The sequence below is a fragment of the Streptomyces sp. CB03238 genome (assembly GCF_002099185.1).
GTDB lineage: Bacteria > Actinomycetota > Actinomycetes > Streptomycetales > Streptomycetaceae > Streptomyces.
The window spans coordinates 130793-149992 of the sequence record NZ_NBCN01000012.1 but is presented as its reverse complement, the minus strand read 5'-3'; the positions used below and the strand labels follow the sequence as shown (position 1 = coordinate 149992).

The following is a 19200-nucleotide window of genomic DNA, read 5'->3' as shown; positions in this document are numbered from 1 at the left end:
CGAATGCGTCTACGCTGGGGGCCGCCCGACCCCCACGTACGCGCCGAGGAGAGACCCCTGATGTCGGACCGCCCCACCCTGCCGCCGGTGCGGCTGCCCTCGGACGCGGAGCTGGCGCGGGACGCGCTCGGCACCCCCTTGCTGGCCAGGGCCGTCCGGCTCGCCCGCTGGGCGGGTCCGCAGACCCGGGTCGGCGCCGGCGGCGAACTCGTCGAGGAGCAGCTGCCGGCCGCCGCCGAGGCGCTCGGGCTCACGCCGGACGACGACGGCGCGGCGTACGCGAGCGAGGCGTGGCGGGTCGCCGTCGACACCGGACTCGTCGTGGTCGACGACCCGCAGGACGGCGAGGGCGACGAGGACGGCGGCGACGGTGGCCTTGTCGAGGCGGGCGGGCAGCTCGCGCTGGTCACCGGCGGGGCGCCGCAGGACGTCCTGGCGCTGTGGCTGGACGCCCTGGAGACGGCGCTCGCCGACGCGACCGCGCCCCTGCTCGACGACCTCGCGGACGTACTAAACGAGGACGGCGACCTCGACTTGGAGTCGCTGGACTGGGACCCGCAGCGGGAGGCCGAGTTCCTCGACGGCGTCCTCGGCAACCTGTACCTCCTGACCGTCACGGAGGGCGGCGCCGGGGACGCGCCGGTGCCGCTGCCCGCGCTCGCCGCGTCGATGATCGTGCCCGACGACATGGGCGAACCGACCGACGACATCCTGGAGCAGGTGTCCGAGGCGATGATGCGGCTGGACGACCAGTTCCGGGTGCTGGAGCCGATCGGGCTGGTCGAGTACCAGCCGGTCGACGAGGCGCTGATGGCGGAGGAGGGCGAGTCGGAGCCGGTCGCGGTGGGCGACGACGAGGACGTGTCGCGGTACGGGATGGTGAAACTGACCCCTCTCGGGCTGTACGGCGTCCGCGCCCGGATGCTGGAGGCTGGCGTGGACGCGCCGGCGGTCGGCGACCTGACCGACAAGGGCGCGGACTCGCTGCTCGACGGGGTGGCCCACTACCCGGAGGCATCGGCGCGCGCGGAGACGCAACGGTGGCTGGCCCGCCGCGAGCCGCTGCCCGCGGCGCGCGAGCTGCTCACGGCGGCGAAGGGCACGGACGCCGGCTCGCCGCTGCGCCGGCTCCACTGCCAGCAGGCGCTGTCGCTGGTGGGCGCGGATGCGGAACACGCCGTACGGGAGGTCCTGGACGACCGGGAGCTGGGCGGGCTGGCGCGGGTCTGGCTCGCGGAGCGGGGCGCGGCGGACGTGCCGGCGCCGCCGGAGTCCATGATCTTCTGGCTGGCCGTCGACACGATCGCGGCGCAGCTGGACGCGGTGGGTGGCGGCGACCTGGACGAACTCCAGGACCTGGTGGAGGGCCTGACGAGCCAGCACACCGGCTTCTTCGACGCGGCGTGGCGGGTGGACCACCCGGCGACGCCGGAGGTGCTGGAGGCGATGGGGCGGCTGCACCGGGACAAGCGGGTGGCGAAGGAAGCCCGTAAGGCCGCGTTCAAGGCCCGCTCGCGCGCGGGCGCCTGACGGGGGCTCGGCCCCGTGCCCCGCTCTGTCGTCCGGGGTGTGGGCGGGTCCGGTGCGGCGGCTGTGGCCCGTGGGTCCTGAGCAGTCTGCTTGCCGGCCTCGGGTTCGTCGCCGACCACCCAAGTCGTCGAAGTCGAGCGGCACATCCTGCCGCTGGGCCGAGCGCAGCCTACGCCGCACACTCCGCCAGCGGGCCCCACGCGCTTACGCGCGGGGCCCGTAACCGTGAAGGGAATGGCCCTACACCGGGACGCCCCCGGTCCACCGCCCGGTCCATGCGTGATCCAATCAGAGCATGGCACGATTCATACGAAGACTCCTTCGGCGTGCGTCCCGCGAACAAGGCCCGGACCAAGCCGCACCCGTATTCGCCCCGGTGAGTCGCCCTGCCGTGCCGCCCCGGCGCGCATATCAACCGAGGCCTCGGTGATCCCGGCCCAGCAGACCGCGGCGCCAGGCCCTCGGCCGTGAGCCCGGTCGGATACGTACGCCGCCAGCCTTCCAGCACCAGCCCGCATGCCTCCGCCGCAGCCGGGAGGGAAAAGACGTCGGCCGCGAAGGACGATCCCCACCCACCCCTCCCTGTGCTCATCGGCGCCGCAGGCGCAGCACTCCTGATCACTGCCGCCGGGGTAGTCGTGGCCACGCGCAGACGCCGCGCCACATGACCCGTGCCGGGCAGCGGTGAAGTCGGTGCGGAAATCGCTTCCGCCACTCGGCCAGTCCGCTCCTGCGTACCTCGCTCGCGCGGTCAACGGGCAGGCTGCGACGGTGAAGCGAGGGCCATGGCGGCCCCCAGAGCAACTCCCCTACCGGGCAGGCCGCTGCCCACCGTGGGAGCTCCCCGCCCGCACAGGCTTGGCAGCCCCCGGCTCCCGGGCGGACGAGCGTCAGGTGGGGGTGGCGACTCCGGTGCCCATGGCGATGAGCAGACGTTGCCGCCGACCTCTGCGGAGGACCCCGCGTGGCCCCGCCCGGTCGTCTTCCGGTGCCGGGGCCGGGGGCGGGTCAGGTGCGGAGGTGGGACGCGCCGTTGAGGTCGAGGATGGCGCCGGAGGACCATTCAGCGGCCGGGGAGGCGAGCCAGAGGACCGCCGCGGCGATCTCCTCCGTGGTGCCCACCCGGCCGAAGGGGCTCTGGGCGCGGATCGTGTCGCCTTCCGGGCCGGTCAGGCGGGGCGTGACGCGTTCCGTGGCGAAGAAGCCGGGAGCGACCGAGGCTACGGCGATGCCGTGCGGTGCGAGGGACACCGCGAGGGACTGGCCCAGGGCGTGGACGGCCGCTTTGGTGGCGCCGTAGGCGGGGTGGTCCGGTTCGCCACGGAAGGCGCCGCGGGAACCGATGTTGACGATGCGTCCGCCGGTGCCCTGGTCGATCATGCGGCGCGCGGCCAGGTGGCTGAGGCCGGCGGTGGCGAGCAGGTTGACGGCGACGTGCTGTTGCCAGACCCGTACCCACTCCTCGTACGGGGTCTCGGGAAGCGGGTGCCGGGTGTTCACGGCCGCGTTGTTGACGAGGACGTCCAGGCCGCCGAGCGCGGAGGCGGCGGCGTCCGCGACGCGGAGGGCCTCCGCCGGGTCGGTGAGGTCACCGCCCACGAGGGCGTGGCCCGTGCCCGGGAGGGCATCGAGGGTCGCGCGTGCTTCGTCGGCACGGGAGCCGTAGTGCACCGCGACCCGGTCGCCGTTCGCGGCGAAGGCCTGCGCGACAGCGCGGCCGAGGCCCCGGGAGGCGCCGCTGACGAGGACGCGACGGCCGGTGGCGGGGAGGTTCATGGGACGACGACTCTCTGTTCGAGAAAGGTGTGGGAGGCCATAGGTCGCTGCCCGGGACGGGCCGGTGGTGCGGCACGCGCCGGGCGCCGACGACGAGGCGGCCCGGGCCTGGCTGGACCGCCTCGTCGCGGACGGGCGCTATGTGGAGGACGTCTACGGAGGCGGTCCTACAGGGCCTGGGCGGCCGGCTTGACCATGCCGCGCACGGTCCGCGACTTCACGAACTGGCCCATCGCGGTCATCTCCCACTCGCCGGAGAACTGCTTGACGAGCTTGGCCATCATGACGCCCGTCTGGGGCTCGGCGGAGGTCAGGTCGAAGCGGGCCAGTTCCTCGCCGGTCGCCGCGTCCATCAGGCGGCAGTACGCCTTGGCGACCTCGGTGAACTTCTGTCCGGAGAAGGAGTTCACCGTGAAGACCAGCCCGGTGGCGTCGGCGGGGAGCCGGCCCAGGTCGACCACGATCACCTCGTCGTCGCCCGCGCCCTCACCCGTCAGGTTGTCGCCGGAGTGCTTGATCGCTCCGTTCAGGATGGACAGCTTGCCGAAGTAGCAGCTGTCCAGGTGGTTGCGCTGGGGGCCGTACGCGATGACGGAGGCGTCCAGGTCGATGTCCTTGCCGCGGAACGCGGGCTCCCAGCCGAGGCCCATCTTGACCTGGGAGAGGAGGGGGCGGCCGCCCTTGACGAGGGAGACGGTCTGGTTCTTCTGGAGGTTGACCCGGCCCTTGTCGAGGTTGATCTTCCCGGTGCCGGGCGCGGGCGCCGGAGCGGCGGGGGGCGCCGGCGGGGCGGCCTGGGCCACCGGGGCGGGCGGGGGCGCCGGCGTCCGGGCGGGCGCGGGAGTGGGCGCCGGGGCGGCCTGCGCCGGTTCCTCGTCGACCGAGACGCCGAAGTCGGTGGCGATGCCGGCCAGCCCGTTGGCGTACCCCTGCCCGACGGCGCGGGCCTTCCAGGCGCCGTTGCGGAGGTAGACCTCGACCACGACCAGTGCGGTCTCCGTGCCGAGCCGCGGCGGGGTGAAGGTGGCGAGCGCGCTGCCGTCGTCGGCGTTGCGGATGGTGGCGGTGGGTTCGATGCCCTGGAACGTCTGCCCCGCGGCGTCCGGGCTCGCGGTGACGACGATCTTCTCGATGCCGGGCGGGACGGCGGCCGTGTCCACGATGATCGCGTCCGGTGCCGTGCCGCCGCCCGACCGGTACGTCACGCCGGGGCCGGACGGCTGGTTGTAGAAGATGAAGTCGTCGTCGGAGCGCACCTTGCCGTCGGCGGTGAGCAGCAGGCCCGATACGTCGAGCCGCACGGGCGCGGCGACGTCCACCGCCACACGGGTGACGGGAAGCGGGATGTTCGAGCCGGGGGTCATAGCTGTCATGCCTGAGGTAACGACCGAGGCTGCTTTGCCGTTCCCTTACCTTGGGCCACTCCGGTTACGCGGTGATCGCGGGCGGCCCTAGTACGGCCACTGGGGCGGGCTGGTGCAGAAGTGGCCGCCCAGGTGGGTGTGGTCCGGGTTGGTGTCGTCCAGTTCGCCCTGTTCGGCGATCAGCTTCTCGGCGTACTGCTCGGAGTCGTCCTGCGGCTCGTAGCCGAGCGCCCGGGCGGTGGAGAGGTCCCACCACAGGCGGGTGTTGGCGGACGAGCCGTACACCACGGTGTGCTTCACGTCCTCGGCGGTGAGGGCGGCGTGGAAGAGGCGGGCGCAGTCGCCGGGGCTCATCCAGACCGACAGCATCCGCACGGAGGTGGGCTCCATGAAGCAGGAGCCGATGCGTACGGAGACGGTTTCGATGCCGTGCAGGTCCCAGTGGAGCTGGGCCAGGTCCTCGCCGAAGCACTTGGACAGGCCGTAGTACGTGTCGGGGCGGCGCGGGGTGTCGACCGGGATGAGCGGGTCGCCCTCGTGGGGGCGCGGGGTGAAGCCGACCGCGTGGTTGCTGGACGCGAACAGGATCCGGCGCACGCCTTGCTCACGGGCCGCCTCATACAGGTTGTACGTGCCTTCGATGTTGGCGCGCAGGATCTTCTCGAAGGGGGCTTCCAGGGAGATGCCCGCCAGGTGGATGATCGCGTCGACGCCCCGTACGGCCTCCCGCAGTGCCTCCTTGTCGGCGAGGTCGGCGGTGATCGCGTCCGGTTCGCCCTCGATGGGAGTGGCGTCGAAGAGGCGCAGCTCGTATCCGTACGCGGGCAGCAGCCCCCGCATCAGGGTGCCGAGGCCGCCGGCGGCTCCGGTGAGCAGGACCATACGGGGAGCGGGCATGGGCGGATCTCCTTGCTGGGGCTCATGCACATGGGTCGCATTCACATGCGTGGACACGCTAGAGAGGGACTCCGAACACCGTCAAGTGTGGTGGCGGGCGGTCAACTCTGCTTGTGATTTGCGGTTTTCCACCAACCTTTCGGCAGGCCTCCGCCTTGACCGGCCCAAGGGGGCCGGTCTAGCGTGGTGATGTTCATGGATGTAAATGCGGATCATGGTTGTGTACGACGTCTTGCCCAGGGAGCGCCCGTGACCCCAGTCCCGCTCGCCGGCCGACTCGACGGCCTGCTCTTCTTCCCCGTCACCGCGTACGGACCCGACGGCGCGCTCGGCCTGGACGCGTTCCGCGCGCATGTGCGCGCCGGGGTCGAGGCCGGTGCCGGCGCCGTGTTCGCCTGCTGCGGCACGGGGGAGTTCCACGCCCTCACGCCCGAGGAGTTCCACGCCTGCGTGGCGGCCGCCGTCGAGGAGACCGCCGGTCGGGTGCCGGTCGTGGCCGGCGCCGGGTACGGCACGGCGCTCGCGATCCAGTACGCGAAGCTCGCCGAGGAGGCGGGCGCCGACGGGCTGCTCGCCATGCCGCCCTACCTCGTCGTCGCCGACCAGGAAGGGCTGCTGCGCCACTACACCGCCCTGGCCGGGGCCACCGGGCTCGACGTCATCGTCTACCAGCGCGACAACGCGATCCTCACACCGGAGACGGTGGTCGAACTCGCTCGGGTCGACGGCATCATCGGCCTCAAGGACGGCCACGGCGACCTGGACCTGATGCAGCGCGTCGTCAGCGCCGTACGCGCCGAAGGGCTCGGCCTGCTGTACTTCAACGGCCTGCCCACCGCCGAACTCACCGGCCTCGCCTACCGGGGCATCGGCGTCCCGCTCTACTCCTCCGCCGTCTTCTGCTTCGCGCCCGACATCGCCCTAGCCTTCCACCGCGCGCTGAACAGCGGCGACGACGCGACCGCGAACCGGCTCATCGACGGCTTCTACCGGCCGCTGGTCGAACTGCGCGCCAAGGGGCGGGGATACGCCGTCTCGCTGGTCAAGGCGGCGGTGCGGATGGGCGGCCTGGACGTCGGCGAGGTCCGCCCGCCGCTCAGTGAACCGGCGCCCGCCCACATCAAGGAGCTCGCCGAGATCGTCGAGCGCGGCCGTGCCCTGCTGGGGGACCAGCGGTGAGGACCTCCGCCTTCGTCTACCCCTGGGACGTCATCGGCGACCCGGACGCCGCCGCGCGGATCGCGGACCTCGGCGTCCAGCAGGTCACCCTCGCCTCCGCGTACCACTCCACCCGCGCCCTGACCCCGCGTCACCCGGCCCACCGCCTCGTCACGGCCGAGTACGCCGCCGTCCTCTACCCACCGGACCGCTCCCGCTGGGCCGGGCGGGACCTGGCGCCGTACGAGGCGGGGGACTGGGCGCCCGGAGACGCGTACGGGGCGGCCGCCCGGGCGCTCGAGGCCGCCGGGCTGGACGTCCACAGCTGGGTCGTCCTCGCGCACAGCTCCCGCCTCGGCGCCGAACACCCCGGCACCTCCGTGGTCAACGCCTACGGCGACCGCTACCCGTGGGCGCCCTGCATCGCCCGCCCCGAGGTGCGGGCCTACCTGGTGGACCTGGCCGCCGAGGCGGCGGTACGCCCCGGGGCGCGCGGCACCGAACTGGAGTCGTGCGGCTGGTACGGGATGGCCCACCTGCACGCCCACGACAAGATCGCGGGCGTCGCCCTCGGGGACGCCGCGCAGTACCTGATGTCCCTGTGCTTCTGCGCCGCGTGCCGCGACGGGTACGCGGGGCAGGGCGCCGATCCGGACGAGCTGGCCGCGTGCGTGCGCCGCGCCCTGGAGCCGGTGTGGAGCGCGGGCGGCTCGGCCGACGCGGGGTGGCCCGCCGTGGAGAAGCTGCTGGGCGCCGGCCTCGCCTCGGCCACCGTCGCATGGCGCACCCACGCCGCCCGTAGCCTCCAGGAGGCCGCCGTCGCGGCGGTCCGGGCGGCCGCCCACCCGGCGTTCCGGATCCTGCTGCACGCCGACCCCGCCCCGTACCGCACGGGCGCCAACGCCGGGGTGGACCCGGCGCACATCCTGTCCGTCGCGGACGGCGTCGTCCTGCCCTGCACCGGTGGCGGCGCGGACACGGTGCTGCCCCCGTTCGCCGCCCACGCGCGCGTGGACACCGTCCTGGCGGCCAACCTCACGGTGGTGACCGGCATGGGAGGGTCCCCGTCCACCCTCGCAGCCGACGCCGCCCACGCGCGGGAGCTGGGCGCCACCGAACTGCGCCTGTACCACGCGGGCCTCGCCTCCGACCAGGACCTGGCGGCGGTCAGGGAGGCGCTGCTCGCCCTGCGGTGAAACCCGCGTCCATGTGTGCCCTGGCCCGGCACCGCCGGCTCACACGGCGAGGATGTGCGCGTCCGCCGGGTTCAGCACCGCCAGGTACGCGGCCATGTCGTCCGGGTCGCTGGTGAAGACCACCGCGCTGCCGTGCTTGGCGGCGGCCAGCGCCACCCAGGCGTTCACGGCGTCCGGCCGCTTCTTGGGCGGCAGGGCCGCTTCATTCAGTGCGGTGCCCACCCGCCGCCAGTCCGTGAGGTCCGGGCCGGCACTGCAGGCGATGCACCCCGGAAGCCCTGCCCTCGTTTCCCGCATCGCTGGTTCCGAGCATCTCGCCTGCGGTACCGAGCAGTGCTTGAGGAGGCCGGCCAGCGTGTGCACCATGGCCGGCTGGGGGCGCCGCACCTGGGCCAGGACCGGCCCCAGCACCAAGGCGCGATGCGGTGTCGCCTTGAGGCCCTCGTGCAGCCGGACCGCCTTTGTCTTCCGATCGGCGAGCGCGATCAGCATCCCCGTGTCGTAGACCGGGACTCTCGCCCTCACGCGGCGTGCCCCGGGCGAGTCCCGCCTCCTGGTCGAGGCTGATGCTGATCCTGGTCTTTGCCAGCCTCTCAGCGTATGACGCGTAATACGCCTGGTCACTTGAGTCTTCGCCAATCCAGGCCCAGTGGAGCCCCCGCGAGTTTTGTCAGAAGCGTTGACGAATACCGGCCACCGCCCTAGCTTCATCGCGTCGTACTTCGTACGTCATATATGAGACGCGATACGCGAGATATGAGAGCCCGCCCCTATGGCCTTCGCCGCCGCCCCCAGCCCCATCCCCTCCCGCACCCAGTACGTCCTGGAGGCGATCAAGCACGCGATCCTCACCGGGCAGCTGCCCCCGGGCAAAGCCCTGGTGGAGACGGAACTGGCCGCGCAGTACGGGGTGTCCAAGACCCCCGTACGGGAAGCCCTGAAGACCCTCGCCGGGACCGGCCTCGTCGTCATGAGCCAGTACAAGGGCGCCACCGTCCGCACCGTCGACGCCGCCATGGCGCGTGAGGTCTACGACGTACGCCTGCTCCTCGAGCCCGAGGCGCTGCGCCGCACCATCGGGCGCGGCGCGTCACTCGACGCCGCCGGCCAGGCGCTCGCCGACGCCGACGGGGCGGCCGACCAGGCCGAACGCTCGCTCGCCAACCGGGAGTTCCACCGCGCCCTCTACCTGCCCTGCGGCAACCCGCTGCTCGCCCGGATGCTCGACGAGGTGCGCGACCAGGCCGCGCTCGTGTCCACCGTCGCCTGGAGCGCCCAGCCCTCCTGGCGGCACGAGGCCGAGGAGCACCGGCAGATCCTGAGCCTGGCGCTGGCCGGGGACGCCGAGGGCGCCGCGCGCGCCCTGCACGACCACATCGCCTCGTTCGTCGCACGGGCCTTCCCCGGCGACGACGACGCCCAGTGACCACGGAAAAGGACAGCCGTATGGACCACGCATCGCTGAGGGCGGCTCTCGCGGACGTCGTCGCGATCCCCGTGACACCCTTCGGCGCCGACGGCGGCGTCGAGCGCGACACCTACCGTGCCCTGCTGCGCCGGATGCTCGACGGCGGCGTACGGGCCGTCACCCCGGGCGGCAACACGGGCGAGTTCTACGCCCTGACGCCTCAGGAGCGCGTTCTGGTGACCGAGTTGACCATCGAGGAGACCGGCGACCGCGCCGCCGTCCTCGTCGGCGTCGGACACGACCTGCCGACCGCGACCGCCGCCGCCCGGCACGCCCGCGACCTCGGCGCCGGCATGGTCATGGTTCACCAGCCCGTGCACCCGTACGTCTCGCGCGACGGCTGGATCGCGTACCACCGCGAGATCGCCGACGCCGTCCCCGAGCTGGGCGTCGTGCCGTACATCCGCAACCCGCTCCTCGACGGCGCCACCATCGCCCGGCTCGGCGAGCTGTGCCCCAACGTCATCGGCGTCAAGTACGCCGTGCCCGACGCCGCCCGCTTCGGCGCCGTCGCCCGCGACGCCGGGCTCGACCGGTTCGTGTGGATCGCCGGCCTCGCCGAGCTGTACGCACCCGCCTACTGGGCCATGGGCGCCACCGGCTTCACGTCCGGGCTGGTCAACGTCGCCCCGGCCGTCTCGCTCGCCATGCTGGAGGCGCTGCGCGCCGGGGACCAGCAGGCCGCCGCGAAGGTCTGGGAGCAGATCCGCCCCTTCGAGGACCTGCGCGCCGCCGACCAGTCCGCCGACAACGTCACCGTCGTCAAGGAGGCCCTGGACGCCCTCGGCCTGTGCCGCCGCGACGTGCGCCCGCCGAGCCGCCTGCTCCCCGAGGCGCACCGCGCCGAGATCGCCGCAATGGTCGGGGGCTGGTCCATATGAAGCCGGAAGAGCTCCGCAGCCACCAGTGGTACGGGACCGACGGCCTGCGCTCGTTCAGCCACCGCGCCCGCACCCGCCAGCTCGGCTACCTCCCCGAGGAGCACCTGGGCAAGCCGGTCATCGCGATCCTCAACACCTGGTCCGACATCAACCCCTGTCACGTCCACCTGCGTGACCGGGCGCAGGCCGTGAAGCGGGGGGTGTGGCAGGCCGGCGGTTTCCCGCTGGAGTTCCCGGTCTCCACGCTCTCGGAGACGTTCCAGAAGCCGACGCCGATGCTCTACCGCAATCTCCTGGCGATGGAGACGGAGGAGCTCCTGCGCTCGTACCCGGTCGACGGGGCCGTGCTGATGGGCGGCTGCGACAAGTCGACACCGGCGCTGCTGATGGGCGCGGCCTCGGTCGACCTGCCCGCCGTCTTCGTACCGGCCGGGCCGATGCTGCCGGGCCACTGGCGCGGCGAAGTCCTCGGCTCGGGCACGGACATGTGGAAGTACTGGGACGACAAGCGCGCCGGGCTCATCGGCGACTGCGAGATGGCCGAGCTGGAGAACGGACTCGCCCGCTCGCCCGGCCACTGCATGACCATGGGCACCGCCTCCACCCTCACGGCTGCCGCCGAGGCGCTGGGCGTCACCCTGCCGGGCGCCTCCTCCATCCCGGCCGTCGACTCGGGCCACGACCGGATGGCCGCCGCCTCCGGGATGCGGATCGTCGAGCTCGTACGCCGGGACCTGAGGCTGTCGACGATCCTGACGAGGGAGGCGTACGAGGACGCCGTGACGACCGTCCTCGGGCTGGGCGGGTCCACCAACGCCGTGATCCACCTGATCGCCATGGCCGGCCGCTCCGGCGTCACGCTCACGCTCGACGACTTCGACCGGATCGCCCGCACCGTACCGGTGCTGGCGAACCTCCGCCCGGGCGGGCGGTACCTGATGGAGGACTTCCACTTCGCCGGCGGACTGCCCGGGTTCCTCTCCCGCATCACCGACCTGCTGCACCTGGACCGGCCGACCGTCGCCCATGCCACCCTGCGCGAACAGCTCGACGGCGCGCCGGTGCACAACGACGACGTGATCCGGCCGCGCGACCGGGCGCTCGCCGACGAGGGCGGTGTCGCCGTCCTGCGCGGCAACCTCTGCCCCGACGGCGCCGTCATCAAGCACATCGCCGCCGAGCCGCACCTGCTCAAGCACACGGGCCCCGCCGTCGTCTTCGACGACTACCGGACCATGCAGCGCACCATCAACGACCCGGCCCTCGGCATCACCGCCGACCATGTGCTCGTGCTGCGGGGCGCCGGACCCAAGGGCGGCCCCGGGATGCCCGAGTACGGCATGCTCCCCATCCCCGACCACCTGCTCAAGCAGGGCGTCCGGGACATGGTGCGGATCTCCGACGCCCGGATGAGCGGCACCAGTTACGGCACGTGTGTGCTGCACATCGCGCCCGAGTCGTACGTCGGCGGGCCCCTGGCGCTGGTCCGCACCGGCGACCCCATCACCCTCGACGTCGAGGCGCGCACGCTCCACCTGGACGTGAGTGACGAGGAGCTTCAGCGGCGCAGGGCCGAGTGGACCCCGCCGCCCACCCGGTACGGGCGCGGCTACGGCGCCCTCTACAGCGAGCACATCACCCAGGCCGACACCGGCTGCGACTTCGCGTTCCTCGCCAGGGCCGGCGAGGTCCCGGACCCCTACGCGGGCTGAACCGCTTCCTTTCATGACCGGAGTCGCTGTGTTCGGTATTCCGAACGTGATCCGGTAAGCGCTTCACCCCACGCAATGACGAACGGAGACATGTCATGGCCCACGCCGCAGCCGTGGCGAAACACCCCCGGGCCGGCCGGCGCCGCACGGGGACCGGAGCCGAACCACGCCGCCTGCCGTACCTGCTGATCGCGCCCGCCGGTCTGCTGATGCTGGGCTTCATCGCCTACCCGGTACTGAGCGTCTTCTACTACAGCCTGCAGCACTACAACGTCACCAAGCCGTGGAAGAACGGCTACGCGGGCCTGGACAACTTCACCCGCGTCTTCACCGAGGACCCCCTCTTCTGGTCCACGCTCGGCTTCAGCGCCAAGTGGGTCATCGTCCAGGTCGGCCTCCAACTCGCCCTCGGGCTCGTACTGGCGCTGCTGGTCAACCAGACGTTCGTCGGCCGGGCCGTCGCCCGCGCCCTGGTCTTCTCGCCGTGGGCCGTCTCCGGCGTCCTGACCACCACCATCTGGATGCTGCTCTACAACCCCTCCACGGGTATGAGCCGCTACCTCGCCGACATCGGCATCGGCTCGTACGGCACCTCCGTGCTGTCCGACACGGGCACCGTCTTCTGGGCGGCGGTCGTCGCCGAACTGTGGCGAGGAGTCCCCTTCTTCGCCATCCTCATCCTCGCCGACCTCCAGTCCATCCCCAGGGACCTGTACGAGGCGGCGTCGGTGGACGGGGCCGGCCGACTGCGGCAGTTCTTCCACATCACGCTGCCGCACCTCAAGGACGCGATCATCCTCTCCACGCTGCTGCGCGGCGTCTGGGAGTTCAACAACGTCGACCTGCTCTACACCCTCACGGGCGGTGGCCCCGCCGGAGTCACCACGACGCTGCCCCTGATGATCGCCAACACCGGTATCGAGGGCCACGACTTCGGTTACGCCTCCGCGCTGACCACCGTCGCGTTCGTGATCCTCCTCTTCTGCTCGATCCTCTATCTGCGCCTGAGCAAGTTCGGAGGCGACCGCACATGACCGCCGCACTCGCGGAAAAGGGCACCCACGCGCGCGTGCCCACGTCCCAGCCGCCGCTGCCCCCGTCCCGGTCGCGCACACCGAAGCGGGAGCGCGCCTTCGACGACGTACCGCGCTGGCAGATCTACGTCCCCCTCGGGCTGTACCTGCTGTTCACGCTCGTCCCCTTCTACTGGATGCTGCTGTTCGCGCTGCGGCCCGCCGGGTCCACCTCGCTGGTGCCGTGGCCGCTGACCTTCGAGCACTTCGACAAGGTCTGGAACGAACGCAGCTTCGGCGTCTTCTTCCAGAACAGCATGCTCGTCGGCGTCGCCACGCTGGTGACGACCACCCTCATCGCCCTGTCCGGCGGGTACGCCCTGGCCCGGTTCGACTTCCGCATCAAGAACGGCTTCATGCTGGCGCTGCTGTGCTCCCAGTTCATCCCGGGCGCGCTGATGCTGGTCCCGCTGTTCGAGATCTTCCGCGAGATGCGGATGATCAACTCGCTGGGCAGCGTCATCATCGCCGAGACGGTCTTCCAGCTGCCCCTGTCGATCATCCTGATCAGCGGGTTCATCAAGAACGTGCCGGTCTCCCTGGAGGAGGCCGCCTGGGTGGACGGCTGCTCCCGCTTCCGCGCCTTCTGCGCGGTCGTCCTGCCGCTGCTGCGGCCCGGGCTGATCGCGGTCGGCTCCTTCGCCTTCGTCCACAGCTGGAACCACTTCCTGTTCGCCCTGATGTTCCTCAGCCGGCAGGACAGGCAGACCATCCCCGTCGGCCTCAACACCCTCATCGGCTCGGACAGCGTCGACCTCGGCGCGCTGGCGGCGGGCGGGGTCGTCGCGGCCGTCCCCGTGGTGATCGTCTTCGCGTGCATCCAGAAGTGGCTCATCACCGGCTTCAGCGCCGGCGCGGTGAAGGGCTGACGCCCTGCGCCCCGGGCGACCCGGGCCACCTGGTCCCGGATGCCGCGCCCGGCCCCTGGGGCGGAACTCCGCCCCTGGCTCCTGGTCGCCGCACGTGGCCCACGTGGTGGCGGCGCCTGGCCGCACCGGCCGAAACCGAACGTCGAGGAGGACGACGCATGAGAGCCAAGCCCGACAGCCGGCACCCGCATCCCGCGAGCGTCGGCCGCAGGCCCGGCCGGGTCGCGCGGACCGCCGGCACGGTCGCGCTGCTGACGGCCCTGGCGGCGCTGACGGCCCCCGCCGCCGTGCGGACCGATCCGGCCGCGTACGCGGGGCATGTCGCCCCGCAGGGTGCCCCGGCCGCCGGGCGGGCGAACTCGGCCGCGTACGCCGGGCCTGTCGCCCCGCAGGGGGTCCGCACGGCGCAGCCGGAGTCCGCCGCGTACGCGGGGCCCGCCGCCCCGCACGGCGCCCCTGCCGCCGCGTACGCGGGAACCGGCGCCCGTACCGCCGAGCGTTCCGGGAGCGGCCCCACGGGGTCGGGCGAACGCCCGGCCGCCGGGCGGGACATCGGGCGCGAGGTGCTGGCGCCCCGGGACGGGTGGGCGGCCGAGGGCGCGGGCACCACCGGCGGGGCCGCCGCTGACGCGGCGCACGACGTGACCGTACGCACCCGCGCCGAGCTGGTCCGGGCGCTGGACGGCGGCAGCGCCACGCCCAGGATCATCCGCATCGCCGGCACCATCGACGCCAACACCGACGACCACGGCCGCCGCCTCCACTGCGCCGACTACGCCACCGGCGGCTACGACCTGGCCGCCTACCTCGCCGCGTACGATCCGCGCACCTGGGGCGGGGCCAAGCCGGCGGGTCCGCAGGAGGACGCCCGCAAGGCGTCCGCCGCCCGGCAGGCCGCCCGCGTCGAGCTCGCCGTCGGGTCGAACACCACGATCGTGGGGGTGGGCGCCGACGCCGTACTCAAAGGCGCGAGCCTCCAGGTCAAGGACGCGGACAACGTCATCATCCGCAACCTCGAACTGCGCGACGCCTACGACTGCTTCCCTGCCTGGCAGCCCAACACCGGTGGGCTCGGCGACTGGAAGAGCGCGTACGACAACCTCTGGCTGCGCGGTGCCACCCATGTGTGGATCGACCACGTCACGGCGAGCGACAAGGGCCACCCCGACGACCGTGAGCCCACCCACTTCGGCCGCAACTACCTCCGTCACGACGGACTGCTGGACATCACCAATGGCGCCGACCTGATAACCGTCTCCTGGAGCCGGTTCACCGACCACGACAAGGCGATGCTCATCGGCAACGGCGACAACGTCACCACCGACCGGGGCAAGCTGCGCGTCACCCTCCACCACAACCGGTTCGAGTCGATCGTCCAGCGCGCCCCGCGCGTCCGCTTCGGACAGGTCCACCTCTACAACAACCGTTACGACATTCCCGAGGGCGACCAGTACCGGTACTCCCTCGGCGTCTCCACCGAGTCGCGCATCGTCGCCGAGAACAACTCCTTCACCACCCCCGGCCACATCGAGGCCGCCGACCTGGTCAAGAGCTGGAACGGCACCGCCCTGCAGCAGACCGGCACCGAGTTCAACGGCTTCCCGGTCGACCTGCTCGCCATCCACAACGCCTACAACTCCGGCAGCGAGCGCGACCTCACCCCCGACGTCGGCTGGACCCCCACCCTCCACGGACGGGTCGACACCGCGCGCCAGGCGGCACAGGACGTGGCGCGTGGCGCGGGCGCCGGGAGGCTCCCATGACCGCCGGCCCGATCCCGGTCGTCCTCGCGGGCGCCCGCGGCCACGGCCGCTGGCACCTGGACAACATCCGGCGCCTCCAACAGCAGGGCCTGGTACGGCTCGCGGGCGTCTGCGAGCTGCGGCCGCTCGACCCCCACGAACTCGCCGGCTTCGACAGCCCCGTCCAGTCCGCCGACTTCGCCACCCTCCTGGACGCCACCGGCGCCCGTGTCGCCGTCATCTGCACGCCCATCGACACCCACATCCCGCTCGCGCTCACCGCCGCCCGGCGCGGGGCGCACCTCCTGCTGGAGAAGCCGCCCGCGCCCTCCTACGCGGAGTTCCGGCGCATGGCCGACGGGGTACGGGAGGCCGGCACCGCCTGCCAGATCGGCTTCCAGTCGCTCGGCTCGCACGCCCTGCCCGCCATCGCCGACCTCATCGCGGGCGGCGCCATCGGTGAGGTCACGGGCATCGGGGCGGCCGGGGCATGGGCCCGGGACGAGGCGTACTTCCGGCGCTCCCCATGGGCCGGGAAACGGCGCATGGACGACGGCAGCGACGTGGTCGACGGCGTCCTCACCAACCCGCTCGCGCACGCCGTGGCCACCGCCCTCGCCCTCGACGGCAGTGCCCACGCCGACGACGTGACGGGCATCGAACTCGACCTCGCGCGGGCCAACGACATCGAGGCCGACGACACCTCCTGCGTACGGATCACCACGGCACGCGGCACGCCCGTCACCGTCGCCGTGACGCTCTGCGCCGAACAGCCCGGAGAGCCGTACGTCGTCGTCCACGGCAGCCACGGCCGCATCACGCTCTGGTACAAGCAGGACCGGGTCCTGGTGCAGCGGGCCGGACACGGGCCCATGGAGACCGTCCACGGCCGGACGGACCTGCTGGAAAACCTGATCGCGCACCTACACGACGGCGACGACCTGCTCGTGCCGCCGGACCGCACCGGCGCCTTCATGCGGCTCGTCGAAGCCGTACGCACCGCCCCCGAACCGCGCCGGCTCCCCGAGGGCAGCTGGTACGCGGACGGCGACCGCCGTGTGGTGAAGGGCATCGACGGGCTCGTCCACGCCAGCGCCGACACCCTCGCCCTCTTCTCCGAACTGGAGAGCTCCCCATGAACCTCCTCCTGCGCTGCGCGGGACGCCCCGTCGGCCGCTACCTCACCCGGCCCGACCTCGTGGCCCGCCTCTCCCCGCGCCCGTACCTCCACCCCGTCACCACTCTCAAGGGCACCCCCGTCACCGAGGAGCGGCCCGAGGACCACCTCCATCACCTGGGCGTCTCGGTCGCCGTGCCGGATGTCGCGGGACACAACTTCTGGGGCGGGCGCACCTTCGTACGCGACCGGGGGCCGACCGAGCTGGACAACCACGGCGTCCAGCACCACGACGGCTGGAAGCTGCGCGACCCGGACGGGTTCGTCGAGGACCTGTCCTGGCGCGCCGAAGGCCGCGAGGTGCTGCGGGAGCGCCGGACCGTCGCCGCCACCGAACTGACCTCCACCGCGTGGGCGCTGGACTTCACCTTCTCGCTCACCAACCCCGGCCCGGAAACCCTCTCCATAGGGTCCCCCGCCACAAACGGCCGCCATGGCGCCGGTTACGGAGGCTTCTTCTGGCGCGCCCCCAAGGCGGCCGCCCCGCCCGCCGCCTTCACCGAGGACGCGGACGGGGAAGCAGCCGTGCACGGGCGGACCGCCGACTGGCTGGCCCTCATGGGCACGGACTGGACGCTCGTCTTCGCCGGCGCCACCGACGAAACCCGGCGCGACCCCTGGTTCGTCCGCACCGGGGAGTACCCCGGCGTCGGCTCCGCCCTCGCCTGGGAGGAGCGCCTGGTCATCGCGGCGGGCGACACCGTCGTACGCCGTGTGGTGACCGTCGTCGCCGACGGCGCCCTGGACCGGGGCGAAGCCGCCGCCCTCGTACGAAAGGCCCTGGCATGACACCACCGGTATGGGCGGCCGACCTCGGCGACGGGACCTACCGCAACCCGGTCCTGAACGCCGACTGGTCCGACCCGGACGTCGTCGCCGTCGGCGAGGACTTCTACCTCACTGCCTCCAGCTTCGGCCGCGCCCCCGGGCTGCCCCTGCTGCACTCCCGCGACCTGGTCAACTGGTCGCTCGTCGGGCACGCCCTGGACCGGCTGGAGCCGGCCGCCGACTTCGCCGTGCCACGCCACGACTGCGGCGTATGGGCGCCGTCCCTGCGTCACGCCGACGGCCGCTTCTGGATCTTCTGGGGCGACCCGGACCACGGGGTCTACCAGGTGCACGCCGAGCACATCCGGGGCCCGTGGAGCGAGCCGCACCTGCTGAAGGCCGGCAAGGGCCTCATCGACGCCTGCCCCCTGTGGGACGAGGAGACAGGCGAGGCGTACCTGGTGCACGCCTGGGCCAAGTCCCGGTCCGGGGTGAAGAACCGGCTCACCGGCCACCGGATGAGCCGGGACGGCCGCACCCTCCTCGACGAGGGCAAGATCATCGTGGACGGGGACCGCATCCCCGGCTGGTTCACCCTGGAAGGGCCCAAGCTCTACCGGCACGGCGGCTGGTTCTGGATCCTCGCCCCGGCCGGCGGAGTGGAGACCGGCTGGCAGGGCGCCTTCCGGGCGCGGGACTTCTTCGGCCCGTACGAGGAGAAGGTCGTCCTCGCGCAGGGCTCCACCGACGTCAACGGCCCCCACCAGGGCGGCTGGGTGCGCACCCCGGCGGGCGAGGACTGGTTCCTGCACTTCCAGGCGCGCGGGGCGTACGGGCGCGTCGTCCACCTCCAGCCGATGGCGTGGGACGCCGACGGCTGGCCCGTCCTCGGCGACGGCGGCGAGCCCGTGCGCGTCCACCGCAAACCGGCCGGCCCGCCGCAACCCGTGGAGGCGCCCGCGACGGACGACGCGTTCCCGGGCGGGCGGTACGGGCGGCAGTGGCAGTGGACCGCAAACCCGCGCCAAGGGTGGACGGTGGAACACGGCGGTGACGGACTGCGGCTGGCCTGCGTCCGGACCGCCGACGCCCACGCCCATGACCTGCGCCTCCTGCCGAACGTCCTCACCCAGCGGCTGCCCGCCGAGACGTTCACCGTGGAGGTCGGCCTGGCCCTGGAGTCCACCGAACCGGGCGCCCGCGCGGGGCTCGCCGTACTGGGTGACGCCTTCTCGTGGATCGGGCTGGAGCGGGACGGGGGCGGCGCGGTGCGGCTGGTCCACCGGTTCGCCGAGGCGGTCGCCGAGCGGGAGCGGGACGCGGCGCACGCGCGCGTGGTGCCGGATTCCGGGGCGGGCGCACGGGTGCGGTTGCGTGTCGAGGTGTCGGCGGGCGCCCGCTGCCGGTTCTCGTACGACGCGGGGGAGGGGTGGCGGGCGTCGGGGCCGGTCTTCGCCGCCACGCCATGGCGCTGGGTCGGCGCCCTGCTCGGCCTGTTCGCGGTGGCCCCCCAGGGACAGGGGGACGCCGGGACGGCCACGTTCACCGAGTTCCACGTCAACTGACCGATTACGTACGTCGATTGGAGC

The 19200-nt window shown here is 72.7% G+C and carries 16 protein-coding genes; 12 read left to right on the top strand and 4 right to left on the bottom strand.

Going from position 1 to position 19200, the window contains the following annotated elements:
* Positions 1-57 precede the first annotated feature (57 nt).
* Entirely contained in the window at positions 58-1530 is a 1473-nt protein-coding gene (locus BKD26_RS23475; RefSeq protein ID WP_084901749.1) for a hypothetical protein, read from the top strand.
* Positions 1531-2538: 1008 nt separating this feature from the next.
* On the opposite strand, the gene BKD26_RS23470 is transcribed toward BKD26_RS23475, so the two are convergent.
* The 3 genes from BKD26_RS23470 to BKD26_RS23460 form a co-directional block, all read right to left on the bottom strand.
* Positions 2539-3306: an SDR family oxidoreductase gene (locus BKD26_RS23470; RefSeq protein ID WP_084901546.1), complete on the bottom strand. Its 768-nt coding sequence runs from the start codon at positions 3304-3306 to the stop codon at positions 2539-2541.
* 167 nt (positions 3307-3473) lie between these two features.
* Entirely contained in the window at positions 3474-4679 is a 1206-nt protein-coding gene (locus BKD26_RS23465) for a TerD family protein (RefSeq protein ID WP_179166658.1), read from the bottom strand.
* A gap of 78 nt (positions 4680-4757) precedes the next feature.
* Positions 4758-5567 carry an NAD(P)-dependent oxidoreductase gene (locus BKD26_RS23460; RefSeq protein WP_084901539.1) on the bottom strand — a complete coding sequence of 270 codons (810 nt, stop codon included), beginning with the start codon at positions 5565-5567 and terminating at the stop codon, positions 4758-4760.
* Between the two features lie 249 nt (positions 5568-5816).
* Between BKD26_RS23460 and BKD26_RS23455 the strand changes: the two genes are divergently transcribed.
* Complete coding sequence (locus BKD26_RS23455) at positions 5817-6746, top strand: 5-dehydro-4-deoxyglucarate dehydratase (protein WP_084901536.1); 930 nt, start codon at positions 5817-5819, stop codon at positions 6744-6746.
* On the top strand, positions 6743-7921 hold the full coding sequence (locus BKD26_RS23450) for a hypothetical protein (protein WP_084901534.1): 1179 nt from the start codon (positions 6743-6745) through the stop codon (positions 7919-7921). Before BKD26_RS23455 ends, BKD26_RS23450 begins: the two co-directional genes overlap by 4 nt.
* A gap of 39 nt (positions 7922-7960) precedes the next feature.
* Here the strand turns inward: BKD26_RS23450 and BKD26_RS23445 are convergent, their stop codons facing one another.
* A complete protein-coding gene (locus BKD26_RS23445) occupies positions 7961-8446 on the bottom strand; it encodes a hypothetical protein (RefSeq protein WP_084901532.1) in 486 nt (161 codons plus the stop codon).
* 247 nt (positions 8447-8693) lie between these two features.
* Here BKD26_RS23445 and BKD26_RS23440 point away from each other — a divergent pair, with 247 nt between their 5' ends.
* From BKD26_RS23440 to BKD26_RS23400, 9 genes are all read left to right on the top strand, one after another.
* Entirely contained in the window at positions 8694-9347 is a 654-nt protein-coding gene (locus BKD26_RS23440) for a GntR family transcriptional regulator (protein ID WP_073752642.1), read from the top strand.
* 20 nt (positions 9348-9367) lie between these two features.
* Positions 9368-10270, top strand: a complete 903-nt coding sequence (locus BKD26_RS23435; RefSeq protein ID WP_084901529.1) for a dihydrodipicolinate synthase family protein — start codon at positions 9368-9370, stop codon at positions 10268-10270.
* Positions 10267-11982, top strand: coding sequence for an L-arabinonate dehydratase (gene araD / locus BKD26_RS23430; protein ID WP_084901527.1), 1716 nt, complete (start codon positions 10267-10269; stop codon positions 11980-11982). Before BKD26_RS23435 ends, araD begins: the two co-directional genes overlap by 4 nt.
* A 95-nt stretch (positions 11983-12077) precedes the next feature.
* Entirely contained in the window at positions 12078-13016 is a 939-nt protein-coding gene (locus BKD26_RS23425; protein ID WP_084901524.1) for a sugar ABC transporter permease, read from the top strand.
* The gene (locus BKD26_RS23420) at positions 13013-13924 is read left to right on the top strand and encodes a carbohydrate ABC transporter permease (RefSeq protein ID WP_084901522.1); all 912 of its coding nucleotides are present in this window, start codon (positions 13013-13015) and stop codon (positions 13922-13924) included. The genes BKD26_RS23425 and BKD26_RS23420 overlap by 4 nt, the downstream gene beginning before the upstream one ends.
* 551 nt (positions 13925-14475) lie before the next feature.
* Positions 14476-15687: a pectate lyase gene (locus BKD26_RS23415; protein WP_084901747.1), complete on the top strand. Its 1212-nt coding sequence runs from the start codon at positions 14476-14478 to the stop codon at positions 15685-15687.
* Positions 15684-16805 carry a Gfo/Idh/MocA family oxidoreductase gene (locus BKD26_RS23410; protein ID WP_084901519.1) on the top strand — a complete coding sequence of 374 codons (1122 nt, stop codon included), beginning with the start codon at positions 15684-15686 and terminating at the stop codon, positions 16803-16805. Before BKD26_RS23415 ends, BKD26_RS23410 begins: the two co-directional genes overlap by 4 nt.
* Entirely contained in the window at positions 16802-17632 is an 831-nt protein-coding gene (locus BKD26_RS23405; RefSeq protein ID WP_084901516.1) for a PmoA family protein, read from the top strand. The genes BKD26_RS23410 and BKD26_RS23405 overlap by 4 nt, the downstream gene beginning before the upstream one ends.
* Positions 17629-19176 (top strand): glycoside hydrolase 43 family protein, encoded by a 1548-nt coding sequence (locus tag BKD26_RS23400; RefSeq protein ID WP_084901514.1) that lies wholly within the window; start codon positions 17629-17631, stop codon positions 19174-19176. Before BKD26_RS23405 ends, BKD26_RS23400 begins: the two co-directional genes overlap by 4 nt.
* Positions 19177-19200 lie beyond the last annotated feature (24 nt).

What these genes read in the sequence shown, in the direction of transcription:
- BKD26_RS23435 (WP_084901529.1), top strand. Translation starts at nt 9,368, where the DNA reads ATGGACCACGCATCGCTGAGGGCGGCTCTCGCGGACGTCGTCGCGATC.
- araD (WP_084901527.1), top strand. Translation starts at nt 10,267, where the DNA reads ATGAAGCCGGAAGAGCTCCGCAGCCACCAGTGGTACGGGACCGACGGC.
- BKD26_RS23400 (WP_084901514.1), top strand. Translation starts at nt 17,629, where the DNA reads ATGACACCACCGGTATGGGCGGCCGACCTCGGCGACGGGACCTACCGC.
- BKD26_RS23425 (WP_084901524.1), top strand. Translation starts at nt 12,078, where the DNA reads ATGGCCCACGCCGCAGCCGTGGCGAAACACCCCCGGGCCGGCCGGCGC.
- BKD26_RS23460 (WP_084901539.1), bottom strand. Translation starts at nt 5,567, where the DNA reads ATGCCCGCTCCCCGTATGGTCCTGCTCACCGGAGCCGCCGGCGGCCTC.
- BKD26_RS23465 (WP_179166658.1), bottom strand. Translation starts at nt 4,679, where the DNA reads ATGACAGCTATGACCCCCGGCTCGAACATCCCGCTTCCCGTCACCCGT.
- BKD26_RS23410 (WP_084901519.1), top strand. Translation starts at nt 15,684, where the DNA reads ATGACCGCCGGCCCGATCCCGGTCGTCCTCGCGGGCGCCCGCGGCCAC.
- BKD26_RS23405 (WP_084901516.1), top strand. Translation starts at nt 16,802, where the DNA reads ATGAACCTCCTCCTGCGCTGCGCGGGACGCCCCGTCGGCCGCTACCTC.
- BKD26_RS23420 (WP_084901522.1), top strand. Translation starts at nt 13,013, where the DNA reads ATGACCGCCGCACTCGCGGAAAAGGGCACCCACGCGCGCGTGCCCACG.
- BKD26_RS23470 (WP_084901546.1), bottom strand. Translation starts at nt 3,306, where the DNA reads ATGAACCTCCCCGCCACCGGCCGTCGCGTCCTCGTCAGCGGCGCCTCC.
- BKD26_RS23440 (WP_073752642.1), top strand. Translation starts at nt 8,694, where the DNA reads ATGGCCTTCGCCGCCGCCCCCAGCCCCATCCCCTCCCGCACCCAGTAC.